The organism is Streptomyces durhamensis (genome assembly GCF_000725475.1).
Taxonomy (GTDB): Bacteria; Actinomycetota; Actinomycetes; order Streptomycetales; family Streptomycetaceae; genus Streptomyces; species Streptomyces filipinensis.
This window is the reverse complement of record NZ_JNXR01000020.1, coordinates 72,798-95,280: the sequence shown is the minus strand read 5'-3', so window position 1 is coordinate 95,280 and position 22,483 is coordinate 72,798. Positions and strand designations below refer to the sequence as shown.

Annotated in this window: 28 protein-coding genes and 3 pseudogenes; 16 read left to right on the top strand and 15 right to left on the bottom strand. The window is 70.7% G+C overall.

Translation table 11 applies throughout. The features are described 5' to 3' along the window. Positions 1 to 11: 11 nt before the first annotated feature. Positions 12 to 178 (bottom strand): annotated as a pseudogene (locus tag IO33_RS52775) (P-loop nucleotide/nucleoside kinase family protein); the annotation flags it as partial. A gap of 16 nt (positions 179 to 194) precedes the next feature. Next, on the bottom strand, positions 195 to 1,121 hold the full coding sequence (locus IO33_RS0128815; protein ID WP_031170254.1) for a LysR family transcriptional regulator: 927 nt from the start codon (positions 1,119 to 1,121) through the stop codon (positions 195 to 197). Positions 1,122 to 1,259: 138 nt separating this feature from the next. On the opposite strand from IO33_RS0128815, the gene IO33_RS54155 reads away from it, so the two are divergent. The 7 genes from IO33_RS54155 to IO33_RS0128785 all read left to right on the top strand — a co-directional run bounded on the left by IO33_RS54155 (position 1,260) and on the right by IO33_RS0128785 (position 7,327). After that, positions 1,260 to 1,340 carry a putative leader peptide gene (locus IO33_RS54155; RefSeq protein WP_351225063.1) on the top strand — a complete coding sequence of 27 codons (81 nt, stop codon included), beginning with the start codon at positions 1,260 to 1,262 and terminating at the stop codon, positions 1,338 to 1,340. A gap of 174 nt (positions 1,341 to 1,514) precedes the next feature. Further along, entirely contained in the window at positions 1,515 to 2,651 is a 1,137-nt protein-coding gene (gene sfnG, locus IO33_RS0128810) for a dimethylsulfone monooxygenase SfnG (RefSeq protein WP_031170249.1), read from the top strand. A gap of 41 nt (positions 2,652 to 2,692) precedes the next feature. Further along, positions 2,693 to 3,250, top strand: coding sequence for an NADPH-dependent FMN reductase (gene ssuE / locus IO33_RS0128805; protein ID WP_031170247.1), 558 nt, complete (start codon positions 2,693 to 2,695; stop codon positions 3,248 to 3,250). Continuing rightward, a complete protein-coding gene (locus IO33_RS0128800; protein ID WP_031170245.1) occupies positions 3,247 to 4,443 on the top strand; it encodes an SfnB family sulfur acquisition oxidoreductase in 1,197 nt (398 codons plus the stop codon). The genes ssuE and IO33_RS0128800 overlap by 4 nt, the downstream gene beginning before the upstream one ends. 33 nt (positions 4,444 to 4,476) lie before the next feature. Then, a complete protein-coding gene (locus IO33_RS0128795) occupies positions 4,477 to 5,637 on the top strand; it encodes an LLM class flavin-dependent oxidoreductase (RefSeq protein ID WP_031170243.1) in 1,161 nt (386 codons plus the stop codon). A gap of 463 nt (positions 5,638 to 6,100) precedes the next feature. Further along, positions 6,101 to 6,976 (top strand): glutathione S-transferase C-terminal domain-containing protein, encoded by an 876-nt coding sequence (locus IO33_RS0128790; RefSeq protein ID WP_031170242.1) that lies wholly within the window; start codon positions 6,101 to 6,103, stop codon positions 6,974 to 6,976. 57 nt (positions 6,977 to 7,033) lie between these two features. Beyond that, positions 7,034 to 7,327, top strand: a complete 294-nt coding sequence (locus IO33_RS0128785; RefSeq protein ID WP_031170241.1) for an ATP-binding protein — start codon at positions 7,034 to 7,036, stop codon at positions 7,325 to 7,327. A gap of 32 nt (positions 7,328 to 7,359) precedes the next feature. On the opposite strand, the pseudogene IO33_RS52770 reads toward IO33_RS0128785, so the two are convergent. Then, positions 7,360 to 7,689: pseudogene (locus IO33_RS52770) on the bottom strand (LuxR C-terminal-related transcriptional regulator); the annotation flags it as partial. 593 nt (positions 7,690 to 8,282) lie between these two features. Between IO33_RS52770 and IO33_RS0128765 the strand changes: the two are divergent. From IO33_RS0128765 to IO33_RS0128750, 4 genes are all read left to right on the top strand, one after another. Beyond that, positions 8,283 to 9,260, top strand: a complete 978-nt coding sequence (locus IO33_RS0128765) for a magnesium transporter CorA family protein (protein ID WP_031170237.1) — start codon at positions 8,283 to 8,285, stop codon at positions 9,258 to 9,260. A gap of 190 nt (positions 9,261 to 9,450) precedes the next feature. Beyond that, complete coding sequence (locus IO33_RS0128760) at positions 9,451 to 9,999, top strand: DUF5994 family protein (RefSeq protein ID WP_031170236.1); 549 nt, start codon at positions 9,451 to 9,453, stop codon at positions 9,997 to 9,999. 251 nt (positions 10,000 to 10,250) lie between these two features. Continuing rightward, positions 10,251 to 10,523: a hypothetical protein gene (locus IO33_RS0128755; RefSeq protein WP_031170234.1), complete on the top strand. Its 273-nt coding sequence runs from the start codon at positions 10,251 to 10,253 to the stop codon at positions 10,521 to 10,523. A gap of 284 nt (positions 10,524 to 10,807) precedes the next feature. Further along, the gene (locus IO33_RS0128750) at positions 10,808 to 11,293 is read left to right on the top strand and encodes a DUF5994 family protein (RefSeq protein WP_031170232.1); all 486 of its coding nucleotides are present in this window, start codon (positions 10,808 to 10,810) and stop codon (positions 11,291 to 11,293) included. 38 nt (positions 11,294 to 11,331) lie between these two features. On the opposite strand, the gene IO33_RS0128745 is transcribed toward IO33_RS0128750, so the two are convergent. The 4 genes from IO33_RS0128745 to IO33_RS0128730 form a co-directional block, all read right to left on the bottom strand. Next, the gene (locus IO33_RS0128745) at positions 11,332 to 12,600 is read right to left on the bottom strand and encodes an ATP-binding protein (RefSeq protein WP_031170230.1); all 1,269 of its coding nucleotides are present in this window, start codon (positions 12,598 to 12,600) and stop codon (positions 11,332 to 11,334) included. 150 nt (positions 12,601 to 12,750) lie between these two features. Then, positions 12,751 to 13,614, bottom strand: coding sequence for a slipin family protein (locus IO33_RS0128740; RefSeq protein ID WP_031170228.1), 864 nt, complete (start codon positions 13,612 to 13,614; stop codon positions 12,751 to 12,753). Positions 13,615 to 13,763: 149 nt separating this feature from the next. Then, entirely contained in the window at positions 13,764 to 14,042 is a 279-nt protein-coding gene (locus IO33_RS44570; RefSeq protein ID WP_037686186.1) for a hypothetical protein, read from the bottom strand. Positions 14,043 to 14,052: 10 nt separating this feature from the next. After that, positions 14,053 to 14,739, bottom strand: coding sequence for a DUF5994 family protein (locus IO33_RS0128730; RefSeq protein ID WP_031170226.1), 687 nt, complete (start codon positions 14,737 to 14,739; stop codon positions 14,053 to 14,055). Between the two features lie 348 nt (positions 14,740 to 15,087). Here IO33_RS0128730 and IO33_RS0128725 point away from each other — a divergent pair, with 348 nt between their 5' ends. Together IO33_RS0128725 and IO33_RS50575 are read left to right on the top strand one after the other, a co-directional pair. Then, positions 15,088 to 15,714, top strand: coding sequence for a DUF5994 family protein (locus tag IO33_RS0128725; RefSeq protein WP_051927015.1), 627 nt, complete (start codon positions 15,088 to 15,090; stop codon positions 15,712 to 15,714). Continuing rightward, positions 15,699 to 15,872 (top strand): hypothetical protein, encoded by a 174-nt coding sequence (locus IO33_RS50575; protein WP_157857918.1) that lies wholly within the window; start codon positions 15,699 to 15,701, stop codon positions 15,870 to 15,872. The genes IO33_RS0128725 and IO33_RS50575 overlap by 16 nt, the downstream gene beginning before the upstream one ends. Before the next feature lie 140 nt (positions 15,873 to 16,012). On the opposite strand, the pseudogene IO33_RS49575 reads toward IO33_RS50575, so the two are convergent. The 8 genes and pseudogenes from IO33_RS49575 to IO33_RS0128680 form a co-directional block, all read right to left on the bottom strand. Continuing rightward, positions 16,013 to 16,210 (bottom strand): annotated as a pseudogene (locus IO33_RS49575) (serine/threonine-protein phosphatase); the annotation flags it as partial. A 158-nt stretch (positions 16,211 to 16,368) separates the two neighbouring features. Further along, on the bottom strand, positions 16,369 to 17,586 hold the full coding sequence (locus IO33_RS0128710; RefSeq protein ID WP_031170222.1) for a PP2C family protein-serine/threonine phosphatase: 1,218 nt from the start codon (positions 17,584 to 17,586) through the stop codon (positions 16,369 to 16,371). A gap of 354 nt (positions 17,587 to 17,940) precedes the next feature. Further along, complete coding sequence (locus tag IO33_RS51325; protein ID WP_167349480.1) at positions 17,941 to 18,096, bottom strand: DUF6131 family protein; 156 nt, start codon at positions 18,094 to 18,096, stop codon at positions 17,941 to 17,943. Between the two features lie 83 nt (positions 18,097 to 18,179). Beyond that, positions 18,180 to 18,788, bottom strand: coding sequence for an Asp23/Gls24 family envelope stress response protein (locus IO33_RS0128700; protein ID WP_031170221.1), 609 nt, complete (start codon positions 18,786 to 18,788; stop codon positions 18,180 to 18,182). 32 nt (positions 18,789 to 18,820) lie between these two features. Beyond that, entirely contained in the window at positions 18,821 to 19,447 is a 627-nt protein-coding gene (locus tag IO33_RS44565; RefSeq protein ID WP_245235909.1) for a DUF6286 domain-containing protein, read from the bottom strand. A 112-nt stretch (positions 19,448 to 19,559) separates the two neighbouring features. Beyond that, positions 19,560 to 19,967: an Asp23/Gls24 family envelope stress response protein gene (locus tag IO33_RS0128690; RefSeq protein ID WP_031170217.1), complete on the bottom strand. Its 408-nt coding sequence runs from the start codon at positions 19,965 to 19,967 to the stop codon at positions 19,560 to 19,562. After that, entirely contained in the window at positions 19,964 to 20,131 is a 168-nt protein-coding gene (locus tag IO33_RS51320) for a hypothetical protein (RefSeq protein ID WP_031170215.1), read from the bottom strand. The genes IO33_RS0128690 and IO33_RS51320 overlap by 4 nt, the downstream gene beginning before the upstream one ends. Positions 20,132 to 20,207: 76 nt before the next feature. Next, complete coding sequence (locus tag IO33_RS0128680; protein ID WP_031170212.1) at positions 20,208 to 20,693, bottom strand: Asp23/Gls24 family envelope stress response protein; 486 nt, start codon at positions 20,691 to 20,693, stop codon at positions 20,208 to 20,210. A gap of 197 nt (positions 20,694 to 20,890) precedes the next feature. Here IO33_RS0128680 and IO33_RS0128675 point away from each other — a divergent pair, with 197 nt between their 5' ends. Genes IO33_RS0128675 through IO33_RS0128665 form a run of 3 tightly spaced genes read left to right on the top strand, consistent with a single transcriptional unit; the run spans position 20,891 to position 22,466 of the window. Beyond that, positions 20,891 to 21,439: an RNA polymerase sigma factor gene (locus tag IO33_RS0128675; RefSeq protein ID WP_209438930.1), complete on the top strand. Its 549-nt coding sequence runs from the start codon at positions 20,891 to 20,893 to the stop codon at positions 21,437 to 21,439. Beyond that, entirely contained in the window at positions 21,430 to 22,101 is a 672-nt protein-coding gene (locus IO33_RS0128670; RefSeq protein ID WP_031170209.1) for an Asp23/Gls24 family envelope stress response protein, read from the top strand. The genes IO33_RS0128675 and IO33_RS0128670 overlap by 10 nt, the downstream gene beginning before the upstream one ends. Further along, complete coding sequence (locus IO33_RS0128665) at positions 22,101 to 22,466, top strand: Asp23/Gls24 family envelope stress response protein (RefSeq protein ID WP_031170208.1); 366 nt, start codon at positions 22,101 to 22,103, stop codon at positions 22,464 to 22,466. Before IO33_RS0128670 ends, IO33_RS0128665 begins: the two co-directional genes overlap by 1 nt. The last annotated feature ends 17 nt before the right edge of the window (positions 22,467 to 22,483 follow it).

The following is a 22,483-nucleotide window of genomic DNA, read 5'->3' as shown; positions in this document are numbered from 1 at the left end:
TCGGCGCGGCCCGCCAGGGCATGTCCGACGGCGTAGCCCACGGGACCGACCGGGTGCCGGGCCACGCCGGAGCGGGCGATGGCCTGCTCGACGGTGTCGATCCGTAGATGGACCGCGCCGATCCGGGCTGCCAGGAACGGGCGAGGGTGGTCTTGCCGGTGCCGGGCAGGCCGCCCATGACGATGAGTACAGGATCATCCCTCCGGCGGCGGTCGCGAAGAAGCGTCGTATGCCTGGGCGTTGCGCACGAAGAGCTCGTGCAGGTCGCGGACCGCCCGCGGAACGGAGCCGGAATGGCGGCGCTGCAGTACCAGCAGTACATCGGTGGCATCCCCCGCGAGCGGCCGCACAGTGATCGCGCCCCGTCGCTCCAGCGGGTCGCCGACGACGCTGAAGTCCGGCAGCACCGTGGCCCCCAGCCCCTCGGCCACCATCAGCTTGCCCATCTCCGCGCCGTCGGTGGAGTACGAGAACGACGGAGTCCGGCCGTGGAGCAGCCGGTGCACGAAACGGTGCATCACATAGCCGGACCGCATCACGACCAGCGGCTCGGCCAGGAGACTGTCCACGTCCACCGCGTCGAGGGCCGCCAGCGGACTGTCCGGACGCACGCACACCACCGGCCGGCCGCAGAGCAACTCCGTCGTCTCGAACCCGGGCGGCATGTCGTCGCCCCGGAGGTAGTTCACCAGCCCCAGGTCGAAGGCGCCCTCCAACAGCCCGCGGTGGATGTCGGCCTGCTGCGCTCCGACCAACTCCACCTGGGTGACCGGGTGCGAGGCCCGGAACTCGCGCACGGTCGGGATGACCAGCGGCACGGTAGCCGTGTTCACCGTGCCGAGTCGGACCATGCGGCTGATGCGGTGCTGGTCGCCGGCCGCGCCGCGCAGCCGGTCGACCGCGTCCAGCACGGTCATGATGTGCGGCAGCAGCTCGCGTCCCTCGTCGCTGATCTTCGCCCCGGACCGCTTGCGTTCCAGCAGGTCCACGCCGAGCTCGCGCTCCAGATTGCGTACGGTCTCGCTGAGCGCCGGCTGGGACAGGTGCAGCTCCTCGGCGGCCCGCCGCAGCGAACCGAGCCGTGTCACCGCAGCGATGTATTCGAGCTGTTCGATACGCACGAACAGGAGACTGCGCCCTCCTGAGGACCGGGTTCAAGGGAATCCCTGTCACAGCCTCGTGAATACCGACTCTCAGGATGTGGAATCACATCCGGGCATTCTTGACCGGCCGGACTCCCACCTGGTTCGATCGGTGGCATGAAGCGACAGGACCTCACGCGACGACGCCACGTCGACCTTGCGCGTGTTTCTAGCGCCTTCTGTCGCTGTCGGGTCTGAGCGCACCCGAGGGAAACCCTCCCACCCGCTCCCTCTGCGACTTCCTTCCGGGAATTCCGGTCCCGGCTCCTTCCGGTCGTGACGACGGCTTTCCCGGAAACGCCGCTCCAGCGTGTCTGAATTCCGCGGAGCTCATTCGTCCTGCCCCCGCAGCATTCCCTGCCAGGAGTTCCCATGCCCGCATCCTCCGCATACCCCGGATCCGGTCCCGTCCGCTTCGCCTACTGGGTGCCGAACGTCAGTGGCGGCCTGGTCACCAGCAAGATCGAGCAGCGCACCGACTGGGGCTACGACTACAACCGCGAACTCGCCGTCCTCGCCGAGAACAACGGCTTCGACTACGCGCTCAGCCAGGTCCGCTACATGGCCAGCTACGGCGCCGAATACCAGCACGAGTCGACCAGCTTCAGCCTCGCCCTGCTGCTCGCCACCCAGCGGCTGAAGGTCATCGCCGCCGTGCATCCCGGCCTGTGGCACCCGGGCGTCCTCGCCAAGCTCGGCGCCACCGCCGACCATCTGTCGAACGGCCGCTTCGCCGTCAACGTCGTATCGGGCTGGTTCAAGGGCGAGTTCACCGCGCTGGGCGAGCCCTGGCTGGAGCACGACGAACGCTACCGGCGCTCCGAGGAGTTCATCCGCGCCCTGCGGAAGATCTGGACCGAGGACCACGCCGAGCTCGCCGGTGACTTCTACCGGTTGCGCGACTTCTCCCTCAAGCCCAAGCCGCTGAACACCCCCGAGCGCCCGCACCCGGAGATCTTCCAGGGCGGCAACTCCACCGCCGCGCGCGCCATGGCCGGCCGCGTCTCCGACTGGTACTTCTCCAACGGCAAGGACTTCGACGGCGTCACCGAGCAGATCGCCGACGTCCGCTCCTCCGCCGCCCAATCGGGCCGTACCGCACCGAAGTTCGGCCTCAACGGCTTCCTCATCGCCCGTGACACCGAGGCCGAAGCCCGTGAGACGCTCCGTGAGATCGTCGCCAAGGCCGACACCCAGGCCGTGCACGGCTTCCGCGACGCCGTCCAGCAGGCCGGTCCGTCCACCGGCGACGGCAAGGGCATGTGGCAGGACTCCACGTTCGAGGACCTCGTCCAGTACAACGACGGCTTCCGCACGGGTCTGATCGGCACCCCTGAGCAGATCGCCGAGCGGATCGTCGCCTACAAGCGGCTCGGCGTCGACCTCTTCCTCCTCGGCTTCCTGCACTACCTGGAGGAGGTCGAGTACTTCGGCAAGCGGGTGCTGCCCCTGGTGCGCGAACTGGAGGCACAGGAAACCGCGTCCGAGCCCGCCGCCGCCCACGCCTGACCGCGGCCCGCACACGACACGACGAACCGAAAGGTCCTCCCATGGCCACTGTCCTGTCCGTCTCCGGAAGCCCCTCCGCCACCTCCCGCACCGCTCGGCTGCTGCGCCACCTGGACGAGCGGCTCATCGCGCAGGGGCACGAGGTGATCGCGCTGGACGTTCGTACCCTGCCCGCCGAGGCGCTGCTCGGGGCCGACTTCGCTCACCCGGCGATCGTCCGGGCCACCGCCCTGTTCGAGCAGGCGGACGGGGTGGTGATCGGTACCCCCGTCTACAAGGCCGCCTACTCCGGACTGCTGAAGTCCCTGCTCGACCTGCTCCCGCAGTACGCCCTGGCGGGCAAGACGGTCCTCCCGCTGGCCACCGGCGGCACCACCGCCCACGTCCTGGCCATCGACTACGCCCTGCGCCCGGTGCTGGCCTCCATGGGCCCTGCGCACATCACGCCGGGCTGGTTCACCCTCGACAAGGACATCACGGTGGGCGAGGACGGCACGCTGACCGTCGCGCCGGGAACCGCCGAGGCTCTGGCGCAGGTCACGGACCAGTTCTCGGCCGCGCTGGGCGGGCGGACGACACTGCTGGCGGCCGCCGGATGACCGCCGCGCACGTCATCGCGGACGACGCCGAGGCCCTTGCCGTGGCCGCGGAGCTCGCCGCGGACTTCCGTAAGGGCGCCGCAGAGCGGGACGCGCGGCGCAGGCTCCCGCACGCGGAGCTGGAGCGGCTGTCCGCCTCTGGGCTGCTCGCCGTGACCGTGCCCGCCCGGTTCGGCGGCGCGGACGTCCGTGCGGACACGCTCGCCGAGATCTTCCGGCTACTTGCCGCCGCCGACGCCAGCCTGGCCCAGATCCCGCAGAGCCACTTCGTGTACGTGGGCGTGCTGCGCCGGCAGGGGACCGACGAGCAGCAGGAGTTCTTCTTCGGCGAGGTACTGGCCGGCAAGCGGTTCGGCAACGCCCAGTCCGAGGCGGGCACCCAGCACGTCCAGGACATCCGCACCCGCCTCGCCCGGCGACCGGACGGGGCGTACGTCCTCGACGGCGTCAAGCACTACTCCACCGGCGCGCTGTTCACCCACTGGATCCCCGTCCTCGCCCGCACCGAGGACGACACCCTGCACGTGGCGTACGTCCCGCGCGACGCGCCCGGCCTCACGGTCGTGGACGACTGGGACGGCATGGGACAGCGCACCACCGCCAGCGGAACCGTCCGCCTGGAGTCGGTGCCTGTGCCCGCCGACCGTGTCGTGCCGCACCACCTCACCTTTCAGGGCCCTCAACTCCACGGCGCGGTCGCTCAGTTGCTGCATGCGGCCATCGACGCCGGGATCGCCTCCGGGGCGCTGGCGGAGGCGGTGGAGTTCGTCCGTACGAAGAGCCGCCCCTGGTTCGAGAGCGCCGCCGAAGGGCACGCGACCGCCGCGGAGGATCCGCTTCTGATCCAGCGGTTCGGCGAACTGGCGATCAGAGAACGGGCTGCCGAAGCGTTGCTTCGCGAGGCCGCCCGCGCGGTCGACGACGCCCACGCCGACCTGACCGACGACTCGGCCGCCGAGGCATCGATCGCGGTGGCCGCCGCGAAAGTGACGGCGGCCGAGGCCGCCGTGGAGGTCGCCAGCGCCCTTTTCGAGGTCTCCGGCACCCGCTCGGCGCTCGACTCCCTGGGCCTGCACCGCCACTGGCGCGACGCGCGCACCCACACCCTGCACGACCCGGCCCGCTGGAAGGTCCAGCACATCGGCCGTTACGTGCTCAACGGCACCAAGCCGCCCCGGCACGGCCTCCTCTGACGAACGCTGACGAACACCGATCGGAGCCCCCGCGTGTCCCTCACCTTCCACTGGTTCCTGCCCACCAACGGCGACAGCCGCCACGTCGTCGGCGGCGGCCACGGCACCCCCGCCACGGAGTCCGGGCGCGACCGGCCGCCGACGGTCGCCTACCTGAGCCAGATCGCCCGCGCCGCCGAGGACCTCGGCTTCGTCGGCGCGCTCACGCCGACCGGCGCGTGGTGCGAGGACGCGTGGCTGACCACCGCCATGGTCAGCCAGAACACCGAGCGCCTGAAGTTCCTCGTCGCCTTCCGCCCCGGCTTCGTCTCGCCGACGCTCGCGGCGCAGATGGCCTCCACCTTCCAGCGGCAGACCGGCGGACGGCTCCTGCTCAACGTGGTCACCGGCGGTGAGAGCCACGAGCAGCGGGCCTACGGGGACTTCCTGGACAAGGACGCACGGTATCGCCGTACCGGCGAATTCCTGGAAATCGTCCGGGGGCTGTGGGAGGGCAAGACCGTCGACCTGTCCGGCGAGCACCTCCGGGTCGAGGACGCCAGGCTGGCGCGGGTGCCCGACCCGGTGCCCGAGGTGTACTTCGGGGGTTCCTCGGCGATCGCCGGGGAGGTGGCCGCGCGGCATGTCGACGTCTACCTCACGTGGGGGGAGCCGCCGGCGCAGGTCGCCGAGAAGATCGCCTGGATCAGGAAGCTGGCCGCGCAGGAGGGTCGCAGCGTCCGCTTCGGAATCCGGTTGCACGTCATCACCCGCGACACCTCCGAGCAGGCCTGGGCCGAGGCGGAGCGGCTGCTGGCGGGCTTCGACGCGGAGACCGTGCGGCAGGTTCAGGCCGGGCTTGCCCGCAGTGAGTCGGAAGGACAGCAGCGGATGCTGGCCCTGCACGGGGGTGGGAGCCGGGACGGGCTGGAGATCCATCCCAATCTGTGGGCGGGCATCGGTCTGGTGCGGGGTGGGGCGGGGACCGCCCTGGTCGGCAGTCACACCGAGGTTGCCGAGCGGATCAAGGAGTACGCCGCGGTGGGGATCGAGGAGTTCATCTTCTCCGGGTATCCGCATCTGGAGGAGGCCTACTGGTTCGGCGAGGGCGTGCTGCCGAAGCTTCAGGCACAGGGTCTGTGGCGGCACCCGTATGGGCAGCAGGCGGCCCCCGCCGCCCAGGTTCCCTTCGCCGGTACCGGGAGCGCGCGCTGACCCCTCCCTTGCCGGCGCCGCCGTCGAGGCGGTCCGCCGCTGTTCGTCGCGTGCGAGACCGACCGCTCTGCCTGGCCGCACGGGCGGGGCCTGGCGGGCCTTCTCACGTGGTGAGACGTTGTGGTGCGGGTGGAACGCGCCCACTTGACGGGGCTCGGCCGTGGCCCGACACTCCAGTACGGGAAATCATAGTGAATGGGTAGGGAAAGATGGGCTGCTCTGTGCTGGACCTCGGCCGTCGAGCCGTCCGCATCGCCGTCCGGCCGCTGCCCCTGCTGACGTCCCGCCGCCACGTCGACCTTCTGCGCGTGTGCAGCGCGGCGAGTTCTCCGCACGGTGAAGGCTCCACTCCCACCCGCGCCTGATCCTCACGTCAGCACCGCATCCCGGCCGTGCCGAAGCCGCCGCGAGCCGTCGTCCCCGTATGCCCGCATGCCTGCGACCGAGCACCCCAGGGAGACGCATGTCCGCCACATCCCCGACAGCCGTGCCCTCCTTCCGGAGCAGGATCGGCTGTGACGCGCACAGCGGCTACTACGCCGCGCCGCAGCGCTACCGACTCCACCTCTCGCTGTCCTGTCCGCACTGCCTGCAGATCGCCGTCACGCACAGCCTGCTCGGCCTTCACGACACCCTCCCGGTGACGCTGCTGCCCGCCCTGCCCGACACCTCGGACGGCGGACACCTGGCACTGCGCCCGCTGTACGAAGCCAGTTCGCACCAGCACCCCGGACCCGCCGTGGCACCGGTCCTCAGCGACAACTGGACCGGAACGATCGTCAGCACCCACACCCCCGACATCCTGCGGGATCTGACGGGGCGGTTCGGCGGACATGGTCCTGATCTCCACCCCCGCGGTGCGGAGGAGGCCCTCGAGACCGTTGGCCGACTCTGTGAGCAGGGCATCACCTCGGCCGCCCAGCGCGCCGGGCAGTCCGATGGCGACCCTGGGGCACGCGACACCGCGCTGGCCACCCTGCTGCGCACGCTGGATGTGCTGGAGTGGAGGCTCGACTCTCGGGAGCACGTGCTGGGCGGTGAACTCACCCTCGGTGACGTCCAGTTGTGGGTGGCGCTCGTGCAGCTGGACACGGTGCACCGCCACCACCTGGACGCCGCCGCGGTGCACCGCATCACCGAGCACCCCCAGGTGTGGGCGTACGCCCGGCGGCTGGCGGCACACCCCGCCTTCGGCTCCCACCTCGACCTGGACGGCATCGCCCGCCGGCACCACGCCCACTGCCGGGGCACGGAGGCCGCCGGGGCGGCGGTACAGATCGTGGACTGGACGGCGTGCGCATCGTGCGAGAAGCCAGAGGCCGTGCGACAGCCCGGCTGACCGGATGCGGACGGGTGCCTGGCATGCGGTTGCTTCGCAGACGAATGGCAGCACCGCGTGGTCCAGGAGGCCCTGACCAACGTGCACCGGCACGCTCCGGGCGAGCGCGTGGTCGTACGACCGGACGCCGACCCGGACTGGCTCCATGTCACGGTGACCAACGGCGGGGCGCAGCGCCGTTCCGGCAGTCCGGCGGGAGGGCGGGGCGGGCTGGGGCTCATCGGGCTGCGGGAGCGCATCGAGGCACTCGGCGGGACGTTCTCGGCCGGTGCCGGGATCTCCGGTCAGTGGGAGGTCCGGGCGAGCCTCCCCAGGTCCCGCACGGGCTCCTTCGTGGGTCCGCCACGGTGAGCGTCTGCCGGCGCCTGATGCTCAACGCCTCGTCAGGGCCGCGACGTGACCACGCCGTGTTCCCACGCCCAGGCGGCGACCCCCACCCGGTTGCGCGCCTGGATCCGGGCCAGGTAGGTCGTCACCGACGACAGCGACAGGAAGAGCTCGTCGCTGATCTCCTGGTTGGTGCGGCCCACGGCCACCAGCCGCATGATCTCCGTCTCGCGGATGCTCAGCCCGGCTGCCTCGGAGCGTCCTTCCCCGGTGACGCCGCCCTGCAGCTGCCGCAGCAGTCTGACGGTGACACCGGGCGAGACGAGCGCGTCCCCGCGTGACGCCGCCCGTACGGCCTCCACCAGCAGCGCGGGGGAGGCGTCCTTGGGCGCGGTGTTTTGCAGGAACTCGACGTCGCCTGGGACGAGAGACGCGCTGCGGATCGGTCCATGACGTGGGTGCGCCTTTGCTGGCGCGGCGTCAGAAAAGTCAGCAACGGGTCGGTGTGAGTCCTCGAACACCCGGCGACAGCTGACCGCGCATGCGAAACGATGTAGCCTCCGGAGACCGCCCTTGACCTGCAGTAGCAGGCAGGGAGCAGGCGAATCGGGAGTTTCTTCGTGTTTCGTACAATGTTCAAGTCCAAGATCTAGCGTTTGGGTTTTTCCGCAGGTCAGAGCGCTGATCGTCGCGTCAGGGTCAGCAAAAGGTCAGCATGAGGCCGGTCAGCAGACGGTCGCGGAGTACGCGAAGCAGTGGCGGCCGGGGCAGCGCAGGATGACGGAGTACTTCACGGGCCGGCACGTGGACAGCTCCATCTACGTGCACAGGCCGCCCAGGGCGAGGTCGGTGAACCAGCTGCCGCGTACGTTACGTGCGGTGAGGACCTGGCGGCGCGGGAAGTCGGGGCGGTCCTTGCCGGTCAGGATCAATGGGGGTGAAGCGGCATGATCTGGCCGTAAGACACTAACCTCGGGCCATGGTGACGCGCACCCGGCTGTATCACGACGGCACTCTCGTCCTGGAGGACTTTCCCGCCAGTGACGTTTCCGCGCATCTCGCCGATCCTGCGTCGGTCCTGTGGCTGGACCTGTACCGGCCCGGGCCTGCCGAGTTCACCATGCTCGGCCAGGTGTTCGGCATCCATGAACTGGCTCTGGAGGATGCCGCACAGCGCGGGCAGCGGCCGAAACTCGACCGCTATCGCACCCACGAGTTCCTCAGCGCCTATTCCGTGACCGTCAGCCCGGACGGTGCGGAACTGTCATACAGCGAGATCGCCGTATTCCTCACCAGTCAGGCCATGATCACCGTCCGCAAGGACGACGGTCTCGACATCGAGGACGTCGTCGCCCGCTGGGACGAGAGCCCGGACCTGGCAGGCCATGGCGTCGGATTCCTGCTGCACGGTCTGCTCGACCATCTCGTGGACGGCCACTTCGCCGCGGTCCAGCAGCTGGACGACGGCATCGAGGAGCTGGAGGGTCTGCTCTTCGCGGCCGGGCGCCGTGAGATCGAAGCCGTGCAGCGCCGGGTTTTCGCACTGCGCAAAACCCTCGTCCGGTTGCGCCGCGTCGTGCTCCCGATGCGTGAGGTGGTCAACGGGCTCATGCGCCCCGGCCTGCACCTGATCACCGACCCTCTCGTCCCGTACTACCAGGACGTCTACGACCACGTGCTGCGTGCCACCGAATGGACGGAATCACTGCGGGACCTGGTGGCCTCGGTCATGGAGACGAACCTCTCGGTCCAGGCCAACAGCATGAACCTGATCATGAAGAAGGTGACGAGCTGGGCCGCGATCATCGCCGTCCCCACCGCGATCACCGGCTACTACGGCCAGAATCTCCCCTATCCCGGTTTCGGCCGCGAGTCGGGATTCATCACCTCCGTCGCCGTCATCGTGCTCCTGTCCGCGCTGCTGTATCTGACCTTCAAGCGCAAGGACTGGCTCTGACCGGCATCGGGCACCGGCGACCAGGTCCCGAAGGCAGGAAACCACCTGGTCATCCCCGGCTTTTCGGGCCGGTGAGCGGAGTAGTGTGAAGACACCGGGAGTTCTTCGCGCACCGGCTCCGCTGCGGGTGCCGTTTCCGGTGATCGACAGCGCCGGGCCGCACCCACGAGCCCGGGGACAGGTCCGCGCCATGGCCGTGACCATTGACCGAACGACATCGAGCAGACGGGCGCCGCCGCCTGCGGCCCGGCTGTCCCTGACGCCCGCGCCGGGCGGGCTGGACGGCACATGGTGGCCCCGCTCCCGTGCGCTCACCCGTGAGCTGCCGTCCTTGACGGCCGCATTGGGCGATCTCTGGGGTCGTATCACGGGTGTCACCGTGAACCCGGCCTACTGGCCCGTCCTGCCGCACTGGGTGTCCGACGCCGGGCGCACCGTGCAGGTGGACTGGTCCACCGAGGAGCAGGATCCGCACAGACTCACTCTCTTCTCCGCTGACGGCCGCCGGGACGTGCTGGTGCTTCCGCCGGAAACCGGTGCGGATGCCGCCGCGCAGCTGATGGCCGACGACGGCATCGATGTCCCGGCCCGGGAGCAAGCAGCAGAAAGGATCGATGCCCGAAACAGGGAAGAAGCGTGGGAGGCCGACGGCGGAGCAGGTCGGCCGTCGTCCCCCGCCCCGGCCCATCGGCTCGACAGGGCCTTCGCCCGGCGGTCGGCGGAGGTGAGAGAACCATGACCGTCATCGCCGTGGCCGTACTGCTCCTTCTGGTCGCCGTCGGAGTCGTTCTGATCCACCAGCTCAATGGTCAGCACGACGAACGGATCGCTGCCTTCCACTACAGCGATGTTCTGCCGGGAATCGGGCGTCGGCCCCGGAGGCACCGTCGGCCGGCGGTGGACGCGGGCGTTCCGACGCGCCCCACCGCGACGGCGGCCGCGGATGACATCGACTTCGGCCCGACCGGGGGCAGCAGAGGAAGGCGCGTCATGGCGATATTGCGAGACCGGAAGACGTACCGCGAGAGGATCATGCAGGCTCTGTACCAAGCCGCCGAGGGCAATCGTCTCCTCGGCGTCGATGGGGCGAAGCTCCGCACCGACCTCGGTATCCCTGAGCAGGACATGGCCGCTGCCTGTACGTACCTGGCGGACGAAGGCTGGGTCGTCGTGGACTGGGGGAGGGGCAACACACCCGCGATGATCACGCTGACGCACCAGGGGATCCGGCAGATGGAAACGGAAGAGGAAGGGCGTGGCTGAGCCGCCGCGTGGGCTTCTCGGACCGAAGCGAACCTTGACAAGGCTTGTTCATGTCGGATTAATCCCTTTGGCGTAACATCGAGAGCGGGTCGGCGCACGCTCACGTGCAATGACCCGGAAGGGCGGCTCCGGCGGGTATACGCCGGAGCCGTTGCCTGTTTCCGTAACCGCGCCGTGCGGCGAGGCGCTCGCGCGAGCGTCGTGCGGAGTACGGTGAGGTTGCAGGGTCGTATCGCGGTCGCATGCTCCGCGGTCGCACTGATCTTTGCGGACGGGCGGACATCATGGCCGACTCAGACACCTCCGACCTCCCCAGGCTCCTGCCGGACGCCGTCCACCGGTCGGTGAAACCCGGCACGGCCCTGCTGCGGCTGGAGACGACACGCGCACGCGAGGGAATCCTGGACGGCGCATGGTGGCCGCGGTCCCGGGACATAGCTGCCGAGCTCCCCTCGCTGATCTCCGCGTTGACCGAGCATCTCGGACCTGTCACCCGTGTCGGTCTGGACGGCAGCGCCTGGGACGGACTGCCGACCCGGGTGATGGTCGACGGCCGAGTCGTCCACATCGACTCCTTCCCGGTCGGTGACGACACCGTCCTCATCACCCGGGGCGACCGGGACCACTTCTCCCTGATGCTGGTCCCTCCGGACACGTCGACCGACGCGGCACGCGCCGCGATGGCGAGGGCCGTACGGGCCGACAACGTCACCGAGGCCAGGCAGATCCTCATCGAAACGGGCAGCGACACGCCACCTACGCCGGCCTGACATATCCGCCGCAGACCGACTCCCCATCGGCCTGGACGCTAGATGCGGGCGAACTTCTCCGTCTGCTGGGCGAATGCCTGGGCCATGGCGGCGCTGACCGTGGGCTTGGTGTCGCGGATCGTGTCCAGATAGTCGTCGGTGGTGGGGGTGGTCCGGGTTCCGGTGTCGAAGGTGCGCTCGAACTGAGCCTGGGAGACGGTTCGCGCCGCGTGGGCGATGTCGGCGGGGGTGAACCCCTCGCTGGCGGACGCGAGTGCCGCGCTGTCGGCCCGCGCGCCCGCTCGGGCCAGGTAGCTCTCCCACAGCGCGGTCCTGGCGGTGTGGTCGGGAGGGCCGATCGGCAGCACGTAGTCGAAGCGGCCGTGCCGCAGGAACGCGGAGTCGAGCGTGGTCACGTTGTTCGTGGCACAGACGAGCAGCCGCCCGTCCTGGCTACGGAACCGGACGATCGCCTTGAGCAGTTCGTTGACGACGCCCACAGCGGTCGCGTCCGCGCCGCCGCGTTGGCCGGCGATCTCCTCGACCTCGTCGATGAAGACGAGGACGTGGTCGAGCCGCGCGATCTCGTCGAAGCGCCGGTTCAGCCCGGTCGCCAGGCCGTACTCGGCGGCCAGACGGGCGGGGAACAGTTCGAGGAAGGGCCATCCCAGGCGGCTGGCGATCGCGTGCGCGAACGTGCTCTTGCCGGTCCCGGGCGGGCCGAACAGCATCACCGCCCGTGGCAGTTCCACTCCGTGCTGCGCGGCCAGTTCGGGATGGGCCAGCGGCAGGACCAGGCGCCGCTCGATGAGCCGCTTCTCCCGTTGCATGCCCGCGACTTTCTGCCACAGTCCCCCCGGTGGCAGCTCCGCTCCGAGCGAGGACAGCGTGCCGGCCGACTGCGGGGTGACCGGTCCGCGTTTCTCGAAGAAGACCAGGCCGGGGCGAGCACCGAAGTCGCAGTTGCGCAGGGCGGTGGCACCGGTCTCGCCCTCGGGCAGGGCGGCGTGCACGGCGCGGACGCCGGCGGCGAAGAGCCGTTGCTCAAGGGCGGTGATCAGGGCACTGCCCAGCCCGCGCTGCCGCCAGCCGGGCGCCAAGCAGATGCGCAGGATCCATGCCCGTTCGCCCTCCACCCTGCTCACCGCGGCGCCGATCAGCATGTCATCGGCCGTGGCCACCACAGCCGGGTGACGGGTCTGGAGGGCCGTCACGGCGTCCGAGAGCGGGAAGAGCGGCGGCTCCTCGGTGGTGCCGCTCTCCATGTCGACACGGATCAGCGCTTCGAGATCGTCCTGGGAGTAGTCCCTGACGCGCCAACCCGTCATGATCAGCTCCGTGTGTTCGGCCGTACTCCCATCATCGGCTGACGCCCCGAGGACGCGCACGACAGGCGTCGTCCACGAGTCCCCCCTGGTGGCCCGGATCGCTCGTCCGCACCACCACCGCGGCACGCGGTGGTGGTGCGGGCAGTCGGGTCATGCTGCGGTGCCGGGCGCGGTGCCGGCCGGGCTGACGGACTTGTCGGTGCGGCCGGTGCCGGCCAGTGGTGCTGCCGCGGCGGGTGCGGCGGCCGCGGTTTCCCGGGCGAGGAAGGAGCCGAGCTCGCCGATCGTGCTCATCAGGGGGGCTGGGAAGACGACGGTGGTGTTCTGGTCGACACCGATCTCCACCAGGCTCTGGAGATTGCGCAGTTGAAGCGCCAGGGGGTGGGCCATCATGGTGTCCGAGGCGTCGCCGAGCGCGGCCGCGGCCAGGGACTCGCCCTCCGCATTGATGATCTTCGCTCGCTTCTCCCGCTCCGCCTCGGCCTGGCGGGCCATGGCGCGCTTCATGGTGTCGGGCAGCTGGATGTCCTTGAGCTCGACCAGCGTGACCTGCACACCCCAGTCGACGGTGGTGACGTCGAGGATCTGGCGGATGTCCAGGTTGATGCGATCCGTCTCCGACAGCGTCTCGTCGAGCGTGTGCCGGCCGACGACCTTCCGCAGGGTGGTCTGGGCGATCTGGTTGATCGCCGCGTTGACGTTCTCCACGGCGACGACCGACTTGACGGCGTCGACGACGCGGAAGTAGGCGACCGCCGACACGTCGACGCTCACGTTGTCCCGGGTGATGATGCCCTGGGACTGGATCGGCATGGTGACGACGCGCAACGACACCCGGCGCAGGACGTCGACGAACGGGATGATGAACCGCAGTCCCGGGGAGCGTGTTCCGACGAGTCGGCCGAAACGGAACAGCACTCCCTCCTCGTACTGCTTGACGACCTTCACGGACAGGGCGAGGGCCAGGACGGCCAGGAGGCCGATCACGACGATGAGAACGATCAGGGCTTGCATGTGCTGCTCCTCGGGGGAGGACCACGTGGGGCGGGGACCCGCCGGTCGAGACCCGTGCATGTGCCTGCGCCTGTTCGTGAGGCAGGGCCGAAACCCGTCGGTACGGGCCGCGCCGACGGTCGGTGCGTGGGGCCGGGGACATCGCCTCGTCACCCGTGGTGAGTGATGCGGTCGCGGCGGCGCAATGGGAAGCGGCCGCTGTCCCCGTCGCGGTGGTCACGTCGTTCGCCGACGGTCGGCGAGGTGGACCGCGGTGGTCCCGCAGGGGGTCGTGCCGTGTCGGTGCCGCGACGCGGACCGCCGGGCAGGACGCGACTGTACCGGTGCACGGCGATCCTTTCCGCGTGCTCGATGTCGAGCCGGTGGATCACGAATGCCGCCGCTGCGATGAGGACCAGGAAGACGCCGGTCGTCAGGAAGGTGTTCATGGCGGTTGTCTCACATGCCGATGATCAGGCGACTGACGCGATGGGTCCGTGCCGGAACGGCCGCAGAGGAGGGGCCGCTCTCGTACGTCCCTGCCTCGTCCGGTTCGAGTGGCCGGTCGGCAGCGGAGGCGGCACTCCGGGTCTCGTCCGCGGCGATGAGAGCGCTTGCGGTCATCGGTGGACCGTCGTAGTCGCACGCGGCCGCCATCAGGCGGGCCGCCGACTCCGCCCCGGTCTCGGGTGGGATGACCAGCAGATCCCAGCGGCCGGTGCCGTAGGAGAGCAGCAGCTTGTGCGGGTCGATCTCCGGGGTGAACCAGCCGACCTTGACGACATGACCGCCCGCGGGGATGCCGTGCGGGATGACCGGCCAGTACTTCGGGTTGACGGCGATGCGGGTGATGCGGCCCCACAGGGGGTCCAGCACGTCGGTCAGTGCGGGCAGCTCGCTCGGCAGGTCCCGGGAGCGGGGCCACCAGGCACCGTCCAGGAGGCCGCGCGACGTTCCGTCGGTCTTCAGCGCGAGACGCGCGGCCGGAGCGGCGACGGGCTCGTGGTGCGGCAGGGGTTGGTGCAAGGTCGCCGACATGATGCGGACCCGTCTCCGGGCCGCCTTCGCGGCGACCCGGGGTTCATCTCTCGCCGAGAACGACCCGGCGTGGAAGCCGGTGTGCGAAATGCCCTCGGTGTGGTCCACGGTACTCCGCACACGCCGGGGCGGTTGCGGAGACGACGCCGCATTCCGTGAAGCGGCTGTCGATAACGGCGGGAGAGGGCCGAGGACGCCGGCGCACTTCGTATGCCGGCTCCCGGACCGGTCCCACCCACGACGGCTCGCGTGCCCTGGCCCAGCACTCCTGGGCTGTGTTGCGTGGGAGGTGTTCCTCGTGTTCCGTTCGCACCGTCGCTCAGTCCGCCGGGCTTCTGCGAGGAGTATCCTGGTGATTACCGAGAGCATCTCGTACACCGGCTTCCACGCCGGGTCGTTCTCGGCGATTCATGACAACCGGGCCGGCCGTGACCGGCCCGGGGTTGGGTCCTCGCCATGACCGCGACCATTCCGTTCACACTCGCAGTCGGAGGCCGGGCCCCTTCCTCGTCACCGCTCCGACTCACGCTGGCGCCTGCCGGCGCCCCTCCGGCTCTGATCGACGGTGCCTGGTGGCCCCGTTCGCGCAACCTGACGGAGCAGCTCCCGGCGCTCGTCGAATGTCTCGACCCGCTGTGGGGGCGGATCACCCGGGTGGCGGTGAGCCGCACGTTCTGGCCGGTCGTTCCGGGAGAAGTGCCCGCGCACGGCCACATGGTGCGCGTCGGCTGGTCCAACGCCGGGCAAGACCCGCACAAGCTGTTGCTGCTGTCCTACACGTTCGGCTGCTGGAGCCTGCTGGTGATCCCACCGGAGACAGGGCCGGCCACCGCGGCCCGGCTCATGGCCATGGCCACCGACCCGTCGCGGAGCCTCACCGCGACCGGCCTGATGCATGAGGCCGAACGTTTCCGGGCGGCGGCAGAGGCAGCGGCCGACTCGGACTCGCTGCGGGAGGCGGTCTGGGACTCCGAAGGCGGACACGACGCCCGCCACCCGGCCTCACGTACTCCTGCTGAAGCGGTCATCTACCACGTGCCGATCCCGGCAGCAGGAGTGCGGGAGACATGGACACCTTCGTGACGGTGAGCGTGCTCATCGCGATGATCGTCTTTGGTGTGATCGTGATTCAGCTGTTCACCGCGAGCCACGATGATCGCATGGAGATCCTGGCCTCAGGCCGTACCCGGCGGTGGCGGTTCTCGCCATGGCGCCGCACAGGGAGCCGCACAGAGAAGTGAACCCGCCCCAAGGAGGATCGCGCAGCCGGCTCCACCGGTAGGACGTGCGCGGGTTCACCGGTAGGACGTGCGCGGGCAGCGGCGGGGGTGGAACGGTCAGCGTGCAGTGGGCCATGTCCATGGTGGTGCGGGCTGTGGGCTCACTCCGGGATGGCGAGGTGGTCGGCGCCGCCCCCGCGCCATTCGATCAGGAAGAGGGTCGCGTCATCGCTGGTGCGGCCGCCCCGTTGCTGCTTTTGAGCGTGGGAGAGTGCGCGCACCGCGCGTACTCTCTTCTCTGCGAGGTCGATGCGGTTGGCCCAGTGGATGAGTTGCTCCTCGCCGAACTGCTCTTCGCCTCGGACAGACCGATGTCGGCACGTCTGGCGTGCCGGTTGGCCCCGACGGCGACGGCCGCCATCGTGGCGGTGTCCAAGGTGAGGCCCGTCACTCCCCCCTGGTCGCTGCCGTCCAGCAGCGGTAGGGGCTTTCAACCCCGTTGCCGTCGTGAGAGCGGTCAGCCAGAGCCGCGCCACTCGATCAGCAGGAGCGTCGCGTCGTCCGTCGTGATCCCGCCCCGCGCCCGTTGCAGCGTGTGGGAGAGGGAGCGGGCCACCGTCCGGATCTCCTGCGCCGTGGGTTCGAGGCGGTTCACCCAGGCAATGAGCTGTTCCTCACCGAATTCCTCACCGCCGACATCGCGCTCCTCGATCAGTCCGTCGGTGAAGCACATGATCCGGTCGCCGGGGGCGAGCGCCACTTCACTGATCCGGGGCTCGTGACCGCCGAAGCCGACGGGCAGCGTCGTCGGGCCGTGCAGTCGCCGTACGACACGGTGTCCACGGATCAGCAAAGGAGCGGGATGTCCGGCGTTGACCCACTGAAGCCGGCCCGTGGCCGTGTCGAGCCGCATCATCTGAGCGGTCGCGAAGTGGTCGGGGCCGAACTGCTCGGCGACGGCCCGGTCCATGAACGCGTAGATCTCCGACAGGCCGACGCTGATCCGCCGGGCATGCCGGTAGGCCCCGATGACCACCGTGGCCATCGCGGCGGCGTCCAGTCCGTGGCCCATCGCGTCGACCATGGCCACATGCAGGACATCGCCGTTGAGGGCGTAGTCGAAGCTGTCGCCGGCCACGTCATAGGCGGGTTCCAGCATCCCGGCCAACCCGACCCGGGGTGTGGACATCGCCAGCGGTGGCAGCAGCGACCATTGGATCTCCGCCGCCACACTCATCGGTTCTCTGCGCCGCAGCAGGAAGAACAGATCGGTGTAACCGTGCTTGGTCACCAGCATGTCGGCCACGAGCGAGGCGAGTCTGCCCAGCAGCCGTCGGTCGTCGTCGTGGAGGCGGTCCAGGGTGACGGCCATGACGCCCACCTGGTCGCCACCGTCCAGCAGGGGCAGGTAGACCCGCACACCGTCGGCCTGCGGCACCTCTACGGGTCGCGCCTCCTGGAAGGCACGACCCGCATCGGAGCCGTCGATCTGCTGCGGTTCCCCGGCCGCCAGCCCGTCACCCGGCAGAGGGACGAGCCACACCTGACCGTAGTCCTGCAGGAAGACCGAGGTCTCGCGGCCATCGAGCCTGCCGATCTGCCGCGCGACGAGCGGACCGAGCTGGTGCGGCGGCAACTCGTGCCCTTGGTCCAGCAGGGCTCCCAGAAACTCCTCCCCGAAGCGCTCCGACCGGTCGGAGCCTTCCCCGGGGCCCTGCCGCTCACCGCCCGTCATCGCCGTGGCCCGGGGGGACGTTCTGGCGGATCTTCACGGCGGTGCTGTGCATGCGAACTCCCGACGCAGCCTGACAGGCCGACGCGGCGCAGCCTGACAGGCCGACGCGGCGTGGAAACTTCCACCCAGGCCGGGGCTGATCCACCGTCCCGGCCGAGTCGGCCGTGCGCTCGTTCGGCGAGGACCGGCACAACGGCCACCGGGCGCGCCCCGCCCGTGCCCGGCACGGCGGAGACCGCAGCCGGATCGACCTCTCCGCCGCCGTCATCCGCCGCCGCGGACGTCTTGGCGGGGTCCGCGCCGGCTGCGGCCTGTCCGTTGCCCGGGTCACCGCCCTTCAGTGCCCGACCCCGATCACCAGTAGTGGCGTCGACCGGCGACGGCGTGTCCCATCGCGCCGAGGATCCACAGGATGGCTCCGACGACCGCCAGGATGATCCCGATGGTCCACAGGATGGAAATGCCGGTGAGGAAGCCGACGACGAGCAGAATGATGCCCAGGACGATCATGATCTCTCCTTCGGTGTGCAGTGCTGTTGCCCTGCGAACCGCAATCCGCAAGAGCGTGGGGGCGGGAACGGCCGGTCTTCCCCTCACTCCACGCGGTGTGGTCGGTGACGGGTGACCTGTACGCGGACCTCGGTGGGCGGGTCAGGCAGGCCGGTGGACCGGCGAGCGGTGCTGAGCGGGCCTTCGCAGAGGGCACCGAGAGCGGCGCCGGGCGCGCCCTCGGGGGTGAGGGTGAGCCTGACGTGGGTGCGGTGGTGGGCTGGTCGGCCGGTGATGTGTACGGCCGCGTGTTCGACCCCCGGCAGGGCGCCGGCCTCGTTCGCGATCGCGTCGCTGAGCGCACGGTCGCGCAGTTCGACGCCCTCCTGCGGTGGTGTGCCGCCGACGGGCAGGGAGCCGGGGCGGCGTCGGCTCAGCTGGGCGAGCAGCCACCACAGGGCGAACAGGGCGGTGAGGACGAGGGCGGCGATGACCGCGGGCCACCACCACCAGCCCTGGCTGCTCCAGCGGGCCCGGTCGGCGGCGCCGAGCAGGACGTCGGCCGGGGTGGTCAGGGGCCAGCCGGCGGGCGGGACCAGATCGTGCCGTCGGTAGAGGTCGAGCCCGGCGAAGAGGACCAGCAGTCCGCCGCCGAGCAGAACCAGTCCGGTGAGGGCCAGCAGACTGCGGTTGAGTGCGGATCGCGGCGTCATGGTACGGGCTCCCGATGGGGTGCGGTTGTCGGTCAGTCGGTGCGTCGCCGTACCCGTACGACGATGCGGAGAGGACGAGCGAGGGCCAGCTGGTCGCGTTCCTCGCCGAGGACGGCGGTGAGGTCGTCCTTCACCCGCTGGGGGTCGCGGAAGCGGACGTCCGCGCGGGCTCGGATGCGGTGGCGGCCGACGAGGACGCGCGCCGAGCCGACTCCGGGGACCCGCATCGCGGCGTCGCGCAGCAGACCGGAGGCGCCGTCGCGGTCCAGGAAGGCCCGCACACGGGGGCAGTCGGCGGGGGAGCGCAGGGGGAGCCAGCGGCGTTGACCGGGGGTGAGGGCAAGGACGATCAGCCAGACGCCGACGGCGGCGGCCACGGCGGCTCCCGTCAGCATCCCCACATCCTCCACCGGGCGGGTGGCCAGTTCGTCGGCCAGATGCCGTCGCCAGGCCGCCGCCGGACGTCCCGCCCGGACGGCGATGACGTCGACCAGCGCCGCGACCGCGGCCACGAGGATCACGACGGCGACCAGTGCCGCCGTGATGCGACGCGCGGACCACCTGCGGTGGGTTCGGTGCCCTCTGCCGCGCTCACCGGGTGGGAGGTCCGAGGTGGACACGTCGCGTTCGGGCGGGTCGGGCTCCTTCGTCAGCGGCACGGCGCCACGGTGCGGGGACGGCGCGCCGCTGCGGTCGGGAGGACCGGGATCGGGTGTCATCGCGATCGCCCTTCCTCCATGGCGTGCCGTGCGACCCAGGCCGCGTGGCCGCTCACCGGACCCGCCCCCGGCTCGCGTCGGCGGCGGTCACCAGCCGCCGGACGGTGAGGAGGACCTCTCCCACCCGCAGGCCGGTCAGCTGGGCGACCCGTTCGGCGACGTCCTGCTGGATCCGCTCGCAGACACGGGGGATGTCGGTGGGGTAGGGCAGGTCCATCGTCAGATGCAGGCGCACCGACCCGGTACGGACGGCGGCGGAGGCGTGGGGTGCCGTCGGTCCGCCGTGGTCGGGCGGTACGGCGGCGCGCCGGGACTGGGCCGTGCGTGCGGCCTGGGCGGCGATACGGGCGACCACCCTGTCCGGGATGACGGTGGCCCCCCGCTCGGCCGGGGGCGGCAGCCCGGCGGTGGGCGCCGGCGGGCTCGACCCCGCCCCCGGGGGAGCGGGCCGGGTCCTCACCGCTGCCTCCGTGTCCGGAGGTCGAGGTCGCCCTGTGCCACGAGGCCGACGATCAGCCCCGCCGCACCCAGGACCAGCACCAGCAGAAAGGCCCAGAAGCCGCCGAAGTAACCGGCGAAGCCGAGGGCCATACCGGCCGCGAGGCCCGTCATTGCTGCGTTCATCTCGCTCTCACCCGTCTCGCGTAGGGGCGCCGCCGTGCGCGCGATCATCCGCGCGCGCCAGGGGCGCGGCGGCGGATCACCTCACGCGGCCCTCGTCCGGTGCGGCTTCTTCCTCCTCGTCGGGCAGGTGGACGTCGTCGACGGCGATGTTCACCTCGACGACCTCCAGGCCCGTCATCCGCTCCACGGCGCTGATCACGCTGGTACGCACGTCGCCCGCGACGTCGACGATGGAGACGCCGTACTCGACGACGACGTCCAGGTCCACGGCGGCCTGACGTTCGCCGACCTCGACCTTCACTCCCCGCGTGACGGCCCCGCCTCCGCCTCCGGGAACGCGTTCACGCATGGCGCCGAAGGCGCGCGCCATTCCCGCTCCCAGGCCGTAGATGCCCGGTACCTCGCGGGTCGCCATGCCCGCGATCTTGGCCACCACACCGTCCGCGATGGTGGTCTTCCCCCGTGTCTCGGCCGGAGCCCCGGCCCCGGTGCGGCCCTTGAGCGCGCTCACGCCCGCCTCGGGCCGGCTGCCCCCGCCGACGCTGGTGATGTTGTCCGTCATGGCGGTCGCCTCGATCGGTCCCTCGGACACCGGTGCGGTGCCCTTCGAAAGGTTGGACATATCGGGCACTGCGTTCCTCACGCGCGTCGCATGTGATGTGCATCACATGCGACCCGTCGGGTACGCGGACGGTCCGAGCCGTGTGCGGGAGTGCCGTGATCGAAAGCGCTGTTACCCCATCGCCGGGCCGTGACCTGATGGGACGCGACCTGCCGGACGCCCTGCTGGCCGTACGGGCAGCCGAGGGCGACGAGGACTCCTTCGCCGTTCTCGTCCAGCGGCACGGCCGCCCCCTCCTTGCCCTGGCCCGATGCATGCTCGGCAACCCCCACGATGCCGAGGACGCTGTTCAGGACGCCTTCGTCAGCGCCTGGCGCCGGTTGCCGGAATACCACCACAGCGCGGAGTTCCGTACCTGGATGTACCGGATCACCGTCAACCGCTGCCTGACCATGCGCCATCGCCGGCAGCCGCCCCTCCCGCTGGACGCCGTCGCCGAGCCCGCGGCGGGAGACGTCTGGAGTCAACCCGTCCGATCCGCCGAGCAGGACGCGGCCACCGCCGCCCTGTCCCGCGCACTCGGCGATCTCGACGCCGGGCAGCGACTCTGCTGGATCCTGCGGGAGGTGCAGGGCATGTCCTACAAGGAGATCTCCCACGTGACGGGGAGCAGCGAACAGACGGTGCGCGGCAGGCTGTTCAGGGCACGCCGATCCCTGCAGGAGGCGATGGGTCCATGGCGCTAGACGACCCGCACGCCCGGCCTTCCGGGCCTCTCGGGGCCGACGGGACCGGTCCCAGGCCGGGTGCCACCGACGTCCCCCCGTTCGCAGGTGACGAGGTCCTGCCCTGCGGCCGACTGCTCAGCCGGGTCTGGGAACAGGCCCGCGACACGACGCCTGCCGCGGACCCGCACACCTTCTCCTGTCCTCACTGCCGTGAGGCCGCCGAGGGACTGGCCGCGGTGGACGCGGCCGCCCGAGCCCTGTGCACCGAGGACACGCCCGGCCTCCACGCACTCGCCGACCGCGTCATGAACATCGTCAAGGCAGAGGTCCGGTTCGGGCGGCTGCTGCCCCTGGCCGACCCGCACCTGGACCTAAGGATCGCCGAGAGCGCCGCGGCGAAGGTACTGAGGCAGGCCGCGGACACGGTCCCCGGGGCCAGGGCCGCGACCTGCCGGCTCGTGCCCGCGGGTTCCGGCACCGACGTGCGGGTGACCATGACCCTGGCCGCCGCCCTCGACCGCCCGCTGCCCGACCGGGTCCATCAGGTACGCCGATCGGTCCTCCGCTCGGCCGGACAGGACCTGGGGCTCACGGTGACAGCCGTCGACATCACCGTGGTCGACCTACTGGAGCCGGGGCCAACCCTCTGCCCCCGCCTCCCGACGGGCGGTGGCACGTGATGACCGCCACCGGCACCACCGCGCTCCTCGGCGTCGCGGCGGAGGCAGCCCTCGCGGTGCCTGGCGTAGCCGGCCTGCAACCCCGCCTCGCCCGGCGCCTCGCGGCAGCCGTCGCGCCCACTCGGGCGGAGACCACGCCGCCCGAGGCCGGCATTCGCGCCGACCGGGCGCCGGACGGTTCGGGATGGCACATCGAGGTGCGCTGCGTCCTGGCAGAGGGCCGGCGGGCGCTGGACATCGCCCGAAACGTCCACGACCGGGTGACAGCCGCCCTCATCACCCACCTCGCCACCCACGGTGTCGCGGAGCCGGTCACCGTCGCGGTCACGGTGACCGGTATCGCCGCCTGGCACGACGCGGCATGAGCGGCGCGGGCGCAGGC